The organism is Pseudomonas baetica (genome assembly GCF_051216495.1).
Classification (GTDB): domain Bacteria; phylum Pseudomonadota; class Gammaproteobacteria; order Pseudomonadales; family Pseudomonadaceae; genus Aquipseudomonas; species Aquipseudomonas baetica_B.
Genome location: NZ_JBPKAM010000063.1, coordinates 1 through 16,270, shown reverse-complemented (window position 1 = coordinate 16,270; position 16,270 = coordinate 1). Strand labels below are relative to the sequence as shown.

General features: G+C 61.1%; 13 protein-coding genes. 10 read left to right on the top strand and 3 right to left on the bottom strand.

The features are described from left to right. The first annotated feature begins 14 nt into the window (after nt 1-14). The 10 genes from iolE (at nt 15) to ACSFE6_RS20885 (ending at nt 12,370) form a co-directional block, all read left to right on the top strand. Nucleotides 15-908 (top strand): myo-inosose-2 dehydratase, encoded by an 894-nt coding sequence (iolE, locus tag ACSFE6_RS20930; RefSeq protein WP_435429367.1) that lies wholly within the window; start codon nt 15-17, stop codon nt 906-908. Next, a complete protein-coding gene (iolB, locus tag ACSFE6_RS20925) occupies nt 905-1,714 on the top strand; it encodes a 5-deoxy-glucuronate isomerase (protein WP_435429366.1) in 810 nt (269 codons plus the stop codon). Before iolE ends, iolB begins: the two co-directional genes overlap by 4 nt. 44 nt (nt 1,715-1,758) lie before the next feature. Beyond that, nucleotides 1,759-3,261 carry a CoA-acylating methylmalonate-semialdehyde dehydrogenase gene (locus ACSFE6_RS20920; protein ID WP_435429365.1) on the top strand — a complete coding sequence of 501 codons (1,503 nt, stop codon included), beginning with the start codon at nt 1,759-1,761 and terminating at the stop codon, nt 3,259-3,261. A 25-nt stretch (nt 3,262-3,286) separates the two neighbouring features. Further along, a complete protein-coding gene (locus ACSFE6_RS20915; RefSeq protein WP_435429364.1) occupies nt 3,287-4,108 on the top strand; it encodes a TIM barrel protein in 822 nt (273 codons plus the stop codon). 154 nt (nt 4,109-4,262) lie between these two features. Continuing rightward, nucleotides 4,263-6,194 carry a 3D-(3,5/4)-trihydroxycyclohexane-1,2-dione acylhydrolase (decyclizing) gene (iolD, locus tag ACSFE6_RS20910; protein ID WP_435429363.1) on the top strand — a complete coding sequence of 644 codons (1,932 nt, stop codon included), beginning with the start codon at nt 4,263-4,265 and terminating at the stop codon, nt 6,192-6,194. A 31-nt stretch (nt 6,195-6,225) separates the two neighbouring features. Further along, nucleotides 6,226-7,236 carry a Gfo/Idh/MocA family protein gene (locus tag ACSFE6_RS20905; protein WP_435429362.1) on the top strand — a complete coding sequence of 337 codons (1,011 nt, stop codon included), beginning with the start codon at nt 6,226-6,228 and terminating at the stop codon, nt 7,234-7,236. A 131-nt stretch (nt 7,237-7,367) separates the two neighbouring features. After that, nucleotides 7,368-8,438: a Gfo/Idh/MocA family protein gene (locus ACSFE6_RS20900; RefSeq protein ID WP_435429361.1), complete on the top strand. Its 1,071-nt coding sequence runs from the start codon at nt 7,368-7,370 to the stop codon at nt 8,436-8,438. A 139-nt stretch (nt 8,439-8,577) separates the two neighbouring features. After that, the gene (locus ACSFE6_RS20895) at nt 8,578-9,504 is read left to right on the top strand and encodes a sugar ABC transporter substrate-binding protein (RefSeq protein ID WP_435429360.1); all 927 of its coding nucleotides are present in this window, start codon (nt 8,578-8,580) and stop codon (nt 9,502-9,504) included. A 69-nt stretch (nt 9,505-9,573) separates the two neighbouring features. Then, nucleotides 9,574-11,136 carry a sugar ABC transporter ATP-binding protein gene (locus ACSFE6_RS20890; RefSeq protein WP_435429359.1) on the top strand — a complete coding sequence of 521 codons (1,563 nt, stop codon included), beginning with the start codon at nt 9,574-9,576 and terminating at the stop codon, nt 11,134-11,136. Between the two features lie 211 nt (nt 11,137-11,347). Next, nucleotides 11,348-12,370: an ABC transporter permease gene (locus tag ACSFE6_RS20885; RefSeq protein ID WP_435429358.1), complete on the top strand. Its 1,023-nt coding sequence runs from the start codon at nt 11,348-11,350 to the stop codon at nt 12,368-12,370. A 99-nt stretch (nt 12,371-12,469) separates the two neighbouring features. On the opposite strand, the gene ACSFE6_RS20880 is transcribed toward ACSFE6_RS20885, so the two are convergent. The 3 genes from ACSFE6_RS20880 to ACSFE6_RS20870 all read right to left on the bottom strand — a co-directional run bounded on the left by ACSFE6_RS20880 (nt 12,470) and on the right by ACSFE6_RS20870 (nt 16,159). Next, nucleotides 12,470-13,216: a metallophosphoesterase gene (locus ACSFE6_RS20880; protein WP_435429357.1), complete on the bottom strand. Its 747-nt coding sequence runs from the start codon at nt 13,214-13,216 to the stop codon at nt 12,470-12,472. Between the two features lie 84 nt (nt 13,217-13,300). After that, on the bottom strand, nt 13,301-14,578 hold the full coding sequence (locus ACSFE6_RS20875; RefSeq protein WP_435429356.1) for an FAD-dependent oxidoreductase: 1,278 nt from the start codon (nt 14,576-14,578) through the stop codon (nt 13,301-13,303). Nucleotides 14,579-14,581: 3 nt separating this feature from the next. Then, the gene (locus ACSFE6_RS20870) at nt 14,582-16,159 is read right to left on the bottom strand and encodes an aldehyde dehydrogenase (NADP(+)) (protein ID WP_435429355.1); all 1,578 of its coding nucleotides are present in this window, start codon (nt 16,157-16,159) and stop codon (nt 14,582-14,584) included. Nucleotides 16,160-16,270 lie beyond the last annotated feature (111 nt).

The window sequence follows — 16,270 nt, the reverse complement described above, 5'->3', positions numbered from 1 at the left end:
TAAAAGGTGCAGCCATGCCCGCAATCCGAATTGGCATCAACCCGATCTCCTGGAGCAACGACGATCTGCCGTCCTTGGGCGGCGAGACGCCGTTGAGCACCGCCCTCAGCGAAGGCAAGGACATCGGCTACGAAGGCTTTGAACTCAACGGCAAATTCCCCAAGGATGCCAAGGGAGTGGGCGATGTACTGCGCCCGTATGACCTGGCGCTGGTCTCCGGCTGGTATTCCAGTCGCCTGGCACGTCGCTCCGTGGCCGAGGAAATCGACGCCATTGGCAGCCATGTCGAGCTGCTGGCGAAGAACGGCGCCAAGGTGCTGGTTTACGGGGAAGTCGCTGACTCCATCCAGGGCCAGCGCATTCCTCTGGTCGAACGCCCGCGTTTCCACACCGAGCAGGCGTGGCAGCAATACGCGGACAAATTGACCGAGCTGGCACGCTTCACCCTGTCTCAGGGCATACGCCTGGCCTATCACCACCACATGGGCGCCTACGTCGAATCGCCGTCGGACATCGATACCCTGATGGCATTGACCGGCAGTGAAGTCGGGTTGCTGTTCGACTCGGGTCATTGCTACATGGGTGGCGGTGATCCCATGCAGGTGCTGCGCAAACACATCTCGCGCGTCTGTCATGTGCATTTCAAGGATGTGCGCAAACCGGTCGTGCAGCTGGCGCGCAACAACCTGTGGAGCTTCCCGGACTGCATCATCAACGGCACCTTCACCGTGCCGGGCGATGGTGACATCGACTTCACCCAACTGCTGAATGTGCTGCTGGTAGCCGATTACCACGGCTGGCTGGTGGTCGAAGCCGAGCAAGACCCGGCGGTGGCACCCAGTTATGCCTACGCGAAAAAAGGCTACGACACCTTGCGTGCGTTGCTTGACGAGAGGACTGCACGATGAGCCTGCTGGTCAAAAGCAATGCCCGTGGCCGGACCATGGTCGAGCTGGGCAAAGGTGAGCTTGAATACGTTGGTTTCGCCGCTTATTGCTTGAGTCTCGGCGACAACATGCCGGTCTCAGCCGGTGATAAGGAACTGTGCCTGGTGCTGCTCAGCGGCCGGGTCAGCATCAAGGGCGAGGCGCCGGGGCAGGGCGTGTTCGACTGGGACAACATCGGTGATCGTCAGTCGGTGTTCGAAGACAAATCCCCCTTCGCCGCGTACTTGCCGCCCGGCAGTCAGGCACAGGTGGTGGCGTTGGGGGATGTGCAAATCGCCGTTTGCGCCGCGCCCGGTTCGACCGCCGAAAGCCACGGCCCACGCCTGATCAAACCCGAATCCATGAAGCGCAGCGTGCGCGGCAAGGGTGCGAACACCCGTTACGTCTGCGACATCCTGCCGGACAGCGAGCCGGCCCATTCATTGTTGGTGGTGGAAGTGCGCACGCCCTCGGGGCACTCCTCGAGCTACCCGCCGCACAAGCACGACACCGACGATCTGCCACACCAGAGCTTTCTCGAAGAGACCTACTACCACCAGATCAACCCGCCCCAGGGCTTCGTGTTCCAGCGGGTCTACACCGACGACCGCAGTATCGATCAGGCCATGGCCGTGGAAAACAGCGACCTGGTGGTCGTGCCCAAGGGCTATCACCCGGTCAGTGTGCCATACGGCTACGAGTCGTATTACCTGAACGTGATGGCGGGCCCGAAACGCGTCTGGCAGTTCCATAACGATCCCCGGCACAGCTGGCTGCTGGATCTCTGAATTCCAACGACTGATGTCCAACCTTTGCACGGAGAACAAGCACAATGAGCGACGCCCAGGTTGTAGGCCATTACATCGACGGTCAGGTGCAAGACAGCGGTAGCGAGCGGTTCAGCGACGTCTTCAACCCGGCCACCGGCCTTGTACAGGCGCGCGTCGGTTTGGCCAGCGACAAGACCGTGGACGAGGCAGTCGCCTCGGCCCTGAGAGCCTTTCCGGCCTGGTCCGAACAGTCGTCCCTGCGTCGTTCGCGGGTGATGTTCAAGTTCAAGGAACTGCTCGACCGCCATCACGACGAACTGGCCGAAATCATCTGTCTCGAACACGGCAAGGTCTTTTCCGACGCCAAGGGCGAAGTCACCCGCGGTATCGAAATCGTTGAATACGCCTGTGGTGCGCCGAACCTGCTCAAGACCGAGTTCAGCGACAACATCGGCGGCGGCATCGACAACTGGAACCTGCGTCAGCCGCTGGGCGTTTGCGCCGGGGTCACGCCGTTCAACTTTCCGGTGATGGTGCCGCTGTGGATGATTCCGCTGGCGCTGGTCACCGGTAACTGCTTCATCCTCAAGCCTTCCGAGCGCGATCCGTCCGCCAGCTTGTTGATGGCCCGCCTGCTCACCGAAGCCGGCCTGCCGGACGGCGTGTTCAATGTGGTCCAGGGCGACAAGACCGCGGTCGATGCCTTGCTGCAACACCCGGACGTCGAGGCGATTTCCTTTGTCGGTTCGACGCCGATTGCCGAATACATCCACCAGCAGGCGACCTCGCGGGGCAAGCGGGTGCAGGCACTGGGCGGGGCGAAGAACCACATGATCGTCATGCCTGATGCCGATCTGGACCAGGCGGCAGATGCGTTGATCGGTGCGGCGTATGGTTCGGCCGGCGAGCGTTGCATGGCGATCTCGATTGCCGTGGCGGTCGGTGATGTCGGCGACCGGTTGATCGCCAAACTGCTGCCGCGTATCGATCAGTTGAAAGTCGGCAATGGCCTGCACGGCGACACCGATATGGGGCCGCTGGTCACTGCCGAACACAAGGCCAAGGTCGAAGGCTTCATCGATCAGGGTGTGGCCCAGGGTGCACAATTGGTTGTCGACGGACGCCACTTCAAGGTGCCGGGTGCCGAGAACGGCTTTTTCGTCGGAGCGACGCTGTTCGACAAAGTCACCACCGAGATGAGCATTTACCAGCAAGAGATCTTCGGCCCGGTGCTGGGCATCGTGCGTGTACCGGACTTCGCCAGTGCGGTGGCGCTGATCAATGCCCATGAATTCGGCAACGGCGTGTCGTGCTTTACCAGCGATGGCGGGATTGCCCGTTCGTTTGCCCGCAGCATCAAGGTCGGAATGGTCGGTATCAACGTACCGATTCCAGTGCCCATGGCCTGGCATTCGTTCGGTGGCTGGAAGCGCTCGCTGTTCGGTGATCACCACGCGTATGGCGAAGAAGGCATTCGGTTCTACAGCCGCTACAAAAGCGTGATGCAGCGCTGGCCCGACAGCATTGCCAAGGGCCCGGAATTCAGCATGCCGACCGCCAAATAATCGATTTGCACGGAGAACAATAACAATGAGCAAACCCCTGCGTTTCGCACTGAACCGTATGGTTGCCCCACGCTTGTCCCTGCCGGCGTTCATCGAATTGGCCGTGGCCCTCAAGGCCGACGCCATTGAGATCCGCAATGACCTCAAAGGCGTCGAGATCGAAGACGGCACCGCGCCTGAACGTGTGCGTGAAGAGTGCGCGGCCAAAGGCATCACCGTGCTGTCGATCAACGCGTTGTATCCGTTCGATGTCTGGAATGACGAACGCCGTGCGCAGGCCCTGAAACTTGCTGCTTATGCTCGTGATTGCGGCGCACAGGGTTTGGTCATGTGTCCGTTGAACGACCGCGCCGATCCGCGTGGCGAGGCCGAGCGCGCGTCAGGTCTGCGCACGGCGTTGAGGGCGCTGGCGCCGATCCTGCGCGATCACGGCATCCTCGGTTTCATCGAGCCGCTGGGTTTTGAAGAGTGCTCGCTGCGGCGCAAGCGGACGGCAGTCGATGCCATCGCCGCCATCGGTGGGCTGGATGTGTTCCGCCTGGTGCATGACACCTTCCACCATCACCTGGCTGGCGAACATGAATGCTTTCCCGAGCTGACCGGGCTGGTGCACATCTCCGGCGTCGAGGATGCCGACGCGCCGCTGGCGACCATTCGTGATGGACATCGAGTGCTGGTGGGCGAGGGCGACATTCTCGGCAATGCGGCACAAATCGCCACCTTGCTCGGCAGTGGCTACAGCGGCTACCTGTCGTTCGAACCCTTTGCCGACAGTGTCCATGACCTGGCGGATATCCGGACGGCAATCGGCGCGAGCATGGATCACCTGCAGAAATCCCAAGGTTAATGGAAGTCCCCCCTGTGGGAGCGAGCCTGCTCGCGAAAGCGGTCTGATCGTCACATTGATGTTGAATGTGCCGCTGTCTTCGCGAGCAGGCTCGCTCCCACAGTGATTGGTGTTCACAGCGCATACCGGATTGGCTTCAAAGGAAGGTGCAAGCATGACCACAACAAGACTGACCATGGCCCAGGCCCTGGTGAAATTCCTCGATAACCAGTACATCGAGGTCGATGGGGTTCAGAGCAAATTCGTCGCCGGGATCTTTACCATTTTTGGCCACGGTAATGTGCTGGGCCTGGGGCAAGCCCTGGAGCAGGACAGCGGCGACCTGATCGTCCATCAGGGGCGCAATGAACAAGGCATGGCCCACGCCGCCATCGGTTTTGCCAAGCAACACCTGCGTCGCAGGATCTATGCCTGCACCTCATCGGTCGGCCCTGGCGCGGCGAACATGCTGACCGCCGCCGCAACGGCCACCGCCAACCGCATTCCCTTGTTGCTGTTGCCCGGTGACGTTTATGCCTGCCGCCAGCCGGACCCGGTGTTGCAGCAGATCGAGCAGTTCCACGACCTGAGCATCAGCACCAACGACGCGTTCAAGGCGGTGAGCAAATACTGGGATCGCATCAACCGTCCCGAGCAACTGATGACGGCGGCGATCCACGCCATGCGCGTGCTCACCGACCCCGCCGAAACCGGTGCCGTGACGCTGGCCCTGCCGCAAGACGTGCAGGCCGAGGCGTACGACTATCCCGATTACTTCCTGCAAAAACGCGTGCACCGCATCGAGCGCCGTCCGGCCACCGAAGCGATGTTGGGCGATGCGCTGGCGCTGTTCAAAGGCAAGCGCAAACCGCTGATCATCTGTGGCGGTGGCGTCAAATACTCTGGCGCCAATGCGACTTTGCAGGCGTTTGCCGAACGTTTCGATATTCCCTTCGCCGAAACCCAGGCCGGCAAGAGCGCAGTGGTCTCCGCTCATCCGCTGAACGTCGGCGGGATCGGCGAAACCGGTTGCCTGGCGGCGAACGTGTTGGCCAGGGAGGCGGATCTGATCATCGGTGTCGGCACCCGTTACAGCGACTTCACCACTGCATCGAAGTCCTTGTTCCAGCAACCTGGCGTGCAATTTCTCAACCTCAATATCAGCCCGTGCGATGCCCTGAAGCTTGACGGCGTGCAACTGCTGGCTGACGCCAAATGCGGTTTGCAGGCATTGACCGGTGCGTTGGGTGACTATCGCTCCGGCTGGGGCGATCAAGTCCGGCAGGCCCGGGCACAACTGGACGAGGAGGTCGACCGCCTCTACCGGATTGAGTACCAGAGCCCAGACTTTGTCCCGGAAATCACCGACCACCTGGACCCGGCCGTACTGCGCGAGTTCATCGAACTGACCGGCTCCTGCCTGACCCAGAGCCGGGTGTTGGGCGTGCTTAACGAGACCCTGGCCGATGACGCAGTGATCGTCTCCGCCGCCGGCAGCTTGCCCGGTGACTTGCAGCGCAGTTGGCGCAGCAAGGGCGTGAACACCTACCACGTTGAGTACGGTTATTCGTGCATGGGTTATGAGGTGAACGCAGCACTGGGGGTGAAGCTCGCCGTGCCCGAGCGCGAGGTCTATGCGCTGGTGGGTGATGGCTCGTACATGATGCTGCATTCGGAACTGGCCACCTCGATCCAGGAGCGCCGCAAGATCAATGTGGTGCTGCTGGACAACATGACCTTCGGCTGCATCAACAACTTGCAGATGGGCAACGGCATGGACAGCTTCGGCACCGAATTCCGGTTCCGTAATCCTGAGTCGGGCAAGCTCGACGGCGGTTTCGTGCCGGTGGATTTCGCCATGAGCGCAGCGGCCTATGGCTGCAAGACCTACAAGGTGAACAACGTCGAGGAGTTGCGAGCCGCATTGGCGGATGCGCGTTTGCAGACAGTATCGACTCTGATCGACATCAAGGTCCTGCCCAAGACCATGATTCACGGCTACCTGTCGTGGTGGCGAGTCGGCGTGGCGCAAGTCTCCAGCAGTGCGCGCACCGAGGCGGCGACCAAGACCCTCAACCAACGACTGGCCAAGGCCCGTCAGTACTGATTGCCCTGAAACGAACCACAGGAGTGTTTATATGTCTTTGCAGCTTGGCGTCATTGGCACCGGGGCCATCGGCCAGGATCACATCCGTCGTTGCAGTCAGACCTTGCTCAATAGCCGGGTCGTCGCCGTCACCGACATCAACTTGCAGCAAGCGGCCAAGGTCGTCTCCGACCTGAAACTGACTGCCGAGGTTTATCCCGACGGTCACGCGCTGATCAAGTCGCCTGAAGTCGAGGCGATCCTCGTCACGTCCTGGGGGCCGAGCCACGAGGAATTTGTGCTGGCAGCGATTGCGGCGGGCAAGCCGGTGTTCTGCGAGAAACCGCTGGCGGTCACCGCCGAAGGCTGCCGCAAGATCGTCGAGGCCGAAGTGGCCCACGGCAAGCGGCTGGTACAGGTCGGTTTCATGCGCCCTTACGATGAAGGCTATCGGGCGTTGAAAGCCGTGATCGACAGCGGCCAGATTGGCGAGCCGTTGATGCTGCATTGCGCTCACCGTAACCCGACCGTGGGTGAGAACTACAAGACCGACATGGCGATCACCGACACGCTGATCCATGAGCTGGACGTATTGCGCTGGTTGCTCGACGACGATTACGTTTCGGTGCAAGTGGTGTTCCCGCGCAAGACCAGCAAGGCACTTGCCCATTTGAAAGACCCGCAGATCGTGTTGCTGGAAACCGCCAAGGGCACGCGTATCGACGTGGAGGTCTTCGTCAATTGCCAGTACGGCTACGACATCCAGTGCGAGGTGGTGGGGGAGACTGGCATCGCCAAACTGCCGGAACCGTCGCAGGTTCAGTTGCGCAGTGGCGCGAAGCTGTCCAACGCAATTCTGATGGACTGGAAGGACCGCTTCATCGCCGCTTATGACGTCGAGTTGCAGGCGTTTATCGACGGTGTGCGGGCCGGGCAGGTCGGCGGACCTTCGGCGTGGGACGGCTATGCCGCGGCCGTCGCAGCGGATGCCTGTATCGAAGCGCAGAACAGTGGGGCGATCGTCAAAGTCGCGCTCCCTGACCGCCCACATTTCTACGGCTAACGACAATCCCTTGTGGGAGCGAGCCTGCTCGCGAAAGCGGTGTGTCAGGCAACATCAATCTTGGATGTACCGCCGTCTTCGCGAGCAGGTTCGCTCCCACAGAGTCCGTGTTCTATAAGGAGAATACTTTCATGCGCATCGGACTTGTCGGTTACGGCCACGGCGGCCGGTTTTTCCATGCACCGATGATCAGCAGTTTGCCGGCGGCGACGTTTGTCGGTGTGGTGACCTGTTCCGCCGAGCGCCGGCAACTGCTGGCCGCTGAGCATCCCGGTGTGCCGGCCTTCGACAGTATTGGTCAATTGGTCGAAGCCGGGGTTGATGTGCTCGTGGTGTCCACGCCGCTCAAGGGGCGCCCGGCGCTGGTGCTCGACGCCATCGAACACGGTGTGACGGTGGTGAGCGACAAGCCGTTCGCCGCCGACAGGCAGCAGGCGCAGACCCTGATCACCATGGCCGAGCGTCAGGGCGTACCACTGAGTGTCTACCAGAACCGGCGCTGGGACTCGGATTTTCTCACCGTGCGCAAACTCATCGCGTCCGGTGCGCTGGGCCAGGTCACCCGTTTCGAATCACGGATCGAGCGTTTTTCGCCGTCGTCGGTGAACAATGGCAGTGGTGGCGGTTTCCTGCGCGACCTGGGCAGTCATCTGGTGGATCAGGCACTGCTCTTGTTCGGTCCGGTCAGCCAGGTGTATGCCGAACTGGATTACGCCGAAAAAGACCAGACTTTCGACAACGGCTTCTTCATGTCCCTGACCCATGCCAATGGGGTGATTTCGCACTTGGGTGGCAGTTGCCTGCAAAGCACCCCCGGCCCGCGTTTTCGTGTGACCGGCACCCAGGGCTGCTACAGCGTCGACGGTCTGGACGGGCAGGAGGCCTCGGCCCTCGCCGGACTTACACCAAAGTCCGAGGGCGAGCGTTGGGGTGTCGAGGAGCATCGGCGTTGGGGCTGGTTCGAGCAGGGCGAGGTGCGCGAGCGAGTGCCGTCCGAGCGAGGTTGCTGGAACCAGTTCTATTTGCAACTGCAAAACGCATTGCACAGCGGTGGCCCACTGCCGGTCGAGGCCCGTGATGCGCTGGCGACAACCCGCGTGCTAGACGCTGCGCGAGTTAGTTTCGAGCGACATCAAGTGGTGGTTTTGGGTCCATTCGAAAGCCACGGAATAAAATTAGAAAAAAATTCTAAAATTGGTTGATGTGGAAAAAATTTTCCAATAAAGTCATTTCCAGCGAACTGCCTCGCACAATGTTTAAACGCTTTTCCCTGCTTGTCCGCTGACTGAAATCGTCACGCCTTATCCATAAAACCAACAAGAATGTGGAGAAAGACCTTTCATGAAGAACAAGATCCGTTTCGCCTCACTCACCCTGTCCCTGATGCTCGCCAGCGGTGCCGCACTCGCTGACATGAAGATCGGCGTCAGCATGTCCCAGTTCGATGACACCTGGCTGACCTACCTGCGTGAATCCATGGACGTCAAAGCCAAGTCCTATCCCGATGGCGTCAAGCTGCAGTTCGAAGACGCCCGCAGCGACGTGGTCAAGCAACTGAGCCAGGTCGAAAGCTTCATCAGCCAGAAAGTCGATGCCATCGTGGTCAACCCGGTGGATACCGCCGCCACCAAGAAAATCACTGAAGCGGCGGTCAAGGCCGGCATTCCGTTGGTGTACGTCAATCGCCGCCCCGATGACCTGAACCTGCCCAAGGGCGTGGTCACCGTCGCCTCCAACGATCTGGAGGCCGGTCAGATGCAGATGCAATACCTGGCCGAAAAAATGGGCGGCAAGGGCGACATTGTGATTCTGCTCGGTGACCTGGCCAACAACTCCACCACCAACCGCACCAAAGGCGTCAAGGAAGTGCTGGCCAAGTACCCGAACATCAAGATTGAGCAAGAGCAGACGGGTATCTGGCTGCGGGACAAGGGCATGACGCTGGTCAACGACTGGCTGACCCAGGGTCGCAAGTTCGATGCGGTCGTCTCCAATAACGACGAGATGGCGATTGGCGCGGCCATGGCCCTGCAACAGGCCGGTGTCGACAAAGGCAGCGTGCTGATCGCCGGTGTCGATGGCACGCCCGACGGTTTGAACGCTGTGAAGAAGGGCTCCCTGGTTGTCTCGGTGTTCCAGGACGCCAAGGGCCAGGCCGATGGATCGATCGATACCGCGGTGAAAATGGTCAGGAAGGAGCCTGTCGAACCGGCCGTCTGGGTGCCGTATCGCTTGATTACCTTGCAAAACGTTGACCAGTTCAAATAGTCCGTCCGTTCCATAACAACAATAAGCACGCAAGGTTGCGACGCGACCTTGCTGATGGAGTACGTGATCATGTTCGCTTCAGCGACTGCTTCGAGCCTCCCATTGGGTATCCAGCCAACCGAAACACCTGTCGATGAGCCGTACCTGCTGGAGATCGTCAACGTCAGCAAGGGATTTCCCGGTGTGGTGGCCTTGTCCGATGTACAACTGCGGGTGCGCCCCGGTTCCGTGCTGGCGCTGATGGGGGAAAACGGCGCCGGCAAATCCACCTTGATGAAAATCATCGCCGGTATCTACCAGCCGGACGCCGGCGAGTTGCGCCTGCGGGGCAAGCCGGTGGTCTTCGAAACGCCCCTGGCGGCGCTCCAGGCCGGGATCGCGATGATCCACCAGGAGCTCAACCTGATGCCGCATATGAGCATCGCCGAAAACATCTGGATCGGCCGCGAGCAGCTCAACGGTTTTCGCATGATCGACCACCGGGAAATGCACCGCTGTACGGCGAAACTGCTGGAACGCCTGCGGATCAATCTCGATCCCGAAGAGCAGGTGGGCAACCTGAGCATCGCCGAGCGGCAAATGGTCGAAATCGCCAAGGCCGTGTCCTATGACTCCGACATCCTGATCATGGACGAGCCGACTTCGGCCATCACCGAGAAGGAAGTCGCCCATCTGTTCTCGATCATTGCCGACCTCAAGAGCCAGGGTAAAGGCATCATCTACATCACCCACAAAATGGACGAAGTGTTCAGCATCGCCGATGAAGTGGCGGTGTTTCGCGATGGCGCCTATATCGGCCTGCAACGGGCCGACAGCATGGATGGCGACAGCCTGATCTCGATGATGGTCGGCCGCGAGCTGAGCCAGTTGTTCCCGGTGCGCGAGAAGCCGATTGGCGATTTGCTGCTGTCGGTGCGCGACCTCAAGCTGGACGGCATTTTCAAGGATGTCTCCTTCGACCTGCATGCCGGGGAAATCCTGGGTATCGCCGGATTGATGGGGTCGGGACGGACCAATGTCGCCGAGACGATTTTCGGCATCACGCCCAGCGACGGCGGCGAGATCCGGCTCGACGGCGAGGTGGTGCGCATCAGTGATCCGCACATGGCGATCGAGAAGGGCTTCGCGCTGCTGACCGAAGATCGCAAGCTCAGCGGCCTGTTCCCGTGCCTGTCAGTGCTGGAAAACATGGAAATGGCCGTATTACCGCATTACGTCGGTAACGGCTTTATCCAACAGAAAGCCCTGCGCGCGTTGTGTGAAGACATGTGCAAGAAGTTGCGGGTGAAAACACCGTCGCTGGAGCAATGCATCGACACGCTGTCCGGTGGCAATCAGCAGAAAGCCTTGCTGGCGCGCTGGCTGATGACCAATCCGCGAATCCTGATTCTCGACGAGCCGACCCGGGGCATCGATGTCGGCGCCAAGGCCGAGATTTACCGACTCATTGCCTACCTCGCCAGCGAAGGCATGGCGGTGATCATGATTTCCTCGGAGCTGCCGGAGGTGCTCGGCATGAGCGACCGGGTGATGGTCATGCACGAGGGCGACCTGATGGGCACCCTGGACCGCATTGATGCGACCCAGGAACGAGTGATGCAACTGGCCTCGGGCATGTCCGCGGTTCATTAAGTCAGCGGCGAGCACAGTTTCTGTGGAGAGGGAGCTTATTTGTGGCAAAGGAGCTTTTTTGTGGCGAGGGAGCTTGCTCCCGCTGGGCTGCGAAGCGGCCCTGAAAGAATGGGACTGCTGCGCCGGAGCGCGGACCGGTCCAACGGGAGCAAGCTCCCTCGCCACAGACAAGCTTCCTCCCACACGGATTTCATTTGAAAGGTGAGTGGTTATGAACGCGATACTGGAAAACAAACCGGCAACGGCACCGGTCAAGACTCGCCGGCGCTTTCCAACCGAACTGAGCATCTTTCTGGTGCTGATCGGCATCGGTCTGGTGTTTGAAGTGTTCGGCTGGATCGTGCGCGACCAGAGCTTCCTGATGAACTCCCAGCGGTTGGTATTGATGATCCTGCAAGTGTCGATCATCGGCCTGCTGGCGATCGGCGTGACCCAGGTGATCATCACCACCGGCATCGATCTGTCGTCGGGCTCGGTGCTGGCCCTGTCGGCGATGATCGCTGCAAGTCTGGCGCAGACCTCGGATTTCGCCCGGGCGGTCTTCCCGTCGCTGACTGACTTGCCGGTGTGGATTCCAGTGATTGCCGGGCTCGGCGTCGGACTGTTGGCGGGGGCGATCAACGGCAGCATCATCGCCATCACCGGGATTCCACCGTTCATTGCCACCCTCGGCATGATGGTCTCGGCCCGTGGCCTGGCGCGCTACTACACCGAAGGCCAGCCGGTGAGCATGCTCTCGGATTCCTACACCGCCATCGGTCACGGCGCGATGCCGGTGATCATTTTCCTGGTGGTGGCGGTGATCTTTCACATCGCGCTGCGCTACACCAAGTACGGAAAATACACCTACGCGATCGGTGGCAACATGCAGGCGGCGCGTACCTCTGGCATTAACGTCAAACGCCATCTGGTCATCGTCTACAGCATCGCCGGTTTACTGGCGGGGCTGGCGGGCGTGGTCGCTTCGGCCCGTGCCGCCACCGGTCAGGCGGGGATGGGCATGTCTTATGAACTGGATGCGATTGCCGCGGCGGTCATCGGCGGCACCAGCCTGGCGGGCGGGGTGGGGCGCATCACCGGTACGGTCATCGGCGCACTGATCCTTGGGGTGATGGCCAGTGGGTTCACGTTCGTTGGGGTCGATGCCTACATCCAGGACATCATCAAGGGCTTGATCATTGTGGTGGCGGTGGTCATCGACCAGTACCGCAACAAGCGCAAGCTCAAACGCTGACATTCACGGTAAACCGCGAGGGCCTGTTTTGGCCCTCGTTACGTATGACCCGGTCAAGCGTTGAAAGCTGTTCCCCCGTTGCTTATCAGCGTGAGTTGCTCAAGCCCATTCGTAACCGCGCGCAGGATCCATCGGCGGCAAACACTCAAGCGTGGCCAGATCCAACAACGTGAAGTAACCATTCAACCAGCCAGCAGTATCAATGTGGTAGACATTGCCGAGTACGGCTGCCTGCCTGAGAGGCGTATGACCGGCGACCACGGCCCGCACACCCTCGACACCTTCGCGGTTTTCATCGAACAGGCGTTTGCGTGACCAAAGAAGCATGGCTGCAACGTGGTCGGCTTCCATCGCCGAACCGCTAAGCGCGGTGATCATTTCTCCCCAGCTTCCCTGCGGGACATCGGCGTGAACGATGCCGATCAGGCCTTGTGCGGTCTCGACTTCGATCACCAGAGGCAATGGCTCAAGGAGGCCGGCGTAGAAGTCTTGCTCGAGTACGGATAGCCCGTAGAACCACGCGCCACCATTGATGAAGTGCAGGCTGAATTGACTGCCGGTGCGACCGGCAGCATGGGAGTCCAGGGTCATCTGCTCGTGGTTGCCACGCACAGCGTGAAACCAGGGTTTGCGCAGGAGCCATTCGTCGACATCCAGCGACTCGGGTCCACGATCCACCAGATCGCCGACGCTGAACAGACGGTCAATCGCAGGATCGAACCCGACTGCATCCAATGCAACCTGCAGCCGGGTGAAGTGACCGTGAATATCGCCGACCGCAAAATCCCGGCCGGCGGCGTTGGCGGCGAAATGCTTCACGCTCGATCCCAAGGCAGTTTCGAACATTTCAGACTCCAATGCGGCAAAAGCGGTCAGACGCATCCCCTTGGCGATGTTCTTTAATTTTGGCAGAGCTTCGTCCCCGTCACCTCAAAACCGCGCCAACCGATACGCCTCCACCGGCGGCAATGCAGGGACCTCGGCTGCGCTCCCTGGCAACACCAATCGCCCAATCATCTCCGCCGTCACCGCCGCTTGAGTCAGCCCCAGGTGCTGATGACCAAACGCAAGCAGGACCTTGCCGTCGCACACCTTGTCGATGATTGGCAGTGAATCGGGCAGCGAAGGCCGAAAGCCCATCCAGGGCGTGGCCGCTTCGGCATTCAGATCATGCTTGAACAAGCCCTTGCTCAGCCGGTGCAGTTGCCAGGCGCGTTCCATGCTCGGGGGGCTGTCGAGGCCGGCGAATTCGACGGTGCCGGCCAGTCTCAGGCCATCGGCCATGGGGGTCATGATGAATTTGCGTTCCAGAGAAGTGACGGCGAAGGGCAGACGCTCGTGTTCGTGGGGCAGCATCAGGTGATAACCGCGTTCGGTGTCCAGCGGCACTTTTTTGCCCGTCAACGCAGTGGTGAGTTTGGCGGAGTGGGCGCCGCAGGCGATCAGGACCTGGCGGGCGCTCAGGTTTCCCTGATTCGTGAGTAGCGACACGCCGTTGTGCTGCACGCGCCCATCCATCACCTGTTGTTTGATGAACTGCACACCGCTGGCCTTGGCCGCCTTGACCAGCTCGCAGACGACCCGGTAGGGGTCAAGAAAATGCCCGGTGCGCGGGAAGAACAATCCACCCTCAATCCGCTCGTTCAACTGTGGGGCCACTTCGCGTACGGTCCTGGACTGCCACAAGTCGACGGGTACGCCTTGCAGGCGCATGCGTGCTTGCAGCGCGTCAATCGCCGGTCGCGATTGCGGGCGTTCGAACACCAGCAACGAGCCATCCTCTTTCAGCAGCTCCGGACGGGCAATCGCTTCCAGCAGCCGTTGCCAGGCGCCGAGGCTGCTTTCGTTGAGGGCACGGATGCCGGCCACGGTGCGCAGGAAAGGCGCAGGTCGCAGGTTCAGCAACAAGCGCGTGAACCACGGCAAGGCGCGGGGCATGTATTTCCAGTCCAGGCGCAAGGGGCCCATCGGGTCCATGAGCATCGCCGGCAGGCGCTTGAGGATCGACAGGTCGGCGATAGGGAACACTTGTTCGGTGGCCAGGTGCCCGGCATTGCCGTAGGAAGCACCTTGGCCAGGATCCTGATGGTCGACGACCACCACCCGCTGACCCTGGCGTGCCAGGCGCAGGGCGCAGGCGACGCCGATGATGCCGGCGCCGATCACTGCGATGTCGGGCGGGTTGTCTGAGGTAAAGGGTCTCGACATATCTCAGGCTTCTCTCTGGCCATCGAGCAGGCGGTGCAGCTGCAACGGATTGCCGTGCTTGAGTGCGGTGGGCAACAGGGTGTCCGGGAAGTCCTGATAGCAGACCGGGCGCAGGAATCGCAGGATGGCGGCGGTACCGACCGAAGTCGTGCGCGGGTCGGAGGTGGCCGGGAACGGGCCGCCGTGGACCATGGCATCACACACCTCGACGCCGGTTGGCCAGCCGTTGACCAGCAAGCGACCAGCCTTGCGTTCCAGCACGGGCAACAAGGCGCGCGCCTGTTCAAGGTCGGCATCCTCCAGATGCAAGGTGGCCGTTAGTTGACCTTCCAGGTGCTCGATGACCTGGCGAATTTCTTCATCGTTGGCGCATTGCACGATGAGCGAGGCGGCGCCGAACGTTTCCGCCTGCAGATGATGGTCCGCAAGCAAATCCTGGGCCCGTGTGACGAACAGGTGGGCCTGACCCTGGTTCGGACCCGTACTTGGCTGACCCGCCGCCATGAGCTGCGCGTGGGCGTTCTCGGCTAGTGCAGCAACCCCATCCTGATAGGCGCTGAAAATGCCGGGGGTGAGCATGGTCTGGGCGGGGCTGCGCTGGATCAGGTCGGCAGTTGCTTCGATGAAACCGTCCAGTGCCGGACCTTGACGAGCAATCACCAGGCCGGGATTGGTGCAGAACTGGCCGGCACCCTGGGTCAGCGACGCGACAAATCCCTGCGCCAGTGCTTCACCCCGTGCCTGCAACGCGGCGGGAAAGAGCAGCACCGGGTTGATCGAGCTCATTTCCGCATACACCGGGATTGGCTCGGGGCGCCCCTGCGCCGCTTTGCACAAGGCGATGCCACCGCTTCGCGAGCCGGTGAAACCCACGGCCTTGATTCGCGGGTCGCAGACCAGGGCAATGCCCACTTCGCGGCCGGAACCGAACAACAGCGAAAACACGCCTTCAGGCAAACCACAGTTTTTCACCGCTCGAGCCACCGCACGGCCGACCAGTTCGCTGGTGCCAGGGTGAGCGCTGTGGGCCTTGACCACCACCGGGCAACCGGCCGCCAGCGCAGACGCGGTATCGCCGCCAGCGACGGAAAACGCCAGTGGAAAATTGCTGGCGCCGAACACCGCCACCGGTCCCAGAGGAATCTGGCGTTGGCGCAGGTCCGAGCGTGGCAAAGGTTGGCGCTGCGGTTGCGCGTGATCGACCCGAACGTCCAGCCATTCGCCGGCACGTACCGTGCGAGCGAGGGTGCGCAGCTGTTGGCAGGTGCGGCCTCGTTCGCCTTGAATGCGTGGGCGCGGTAAACCGGTCTCGGCCACGGCGCGCTCGATCAACTCATCGCCCAACGCTTCGATTTCATCGGCAATGGTTTCGAGAAATTCGGCGCGTGCAGCCAAGGTCGTCTCGCGATAGCGATCGAAGGCGGCCCAGGCCAAGGCGCAAGCCTGTTCGACATGTTCGGCACTGCCGCCGGGGTAGGCCGGATCGAGTGGTTCGTCGGTGGCTGGATTGATCGCCCGGATCGCGTCGCGGCTGCCGCAAAGGGCGTGCTGGCCGATCAGCAGGTTGCCTGTCAGAGTCATGGCGCTTCCTGAAAAATAAGAGGGATCCTGTTCCCCTGGGGGGGGGAGTTGGGGGGCGCAGGGGGGGTGAGGCGGGTGTGGGAGAAGAGGCTCTTTTTTTTGCTCGGTTGT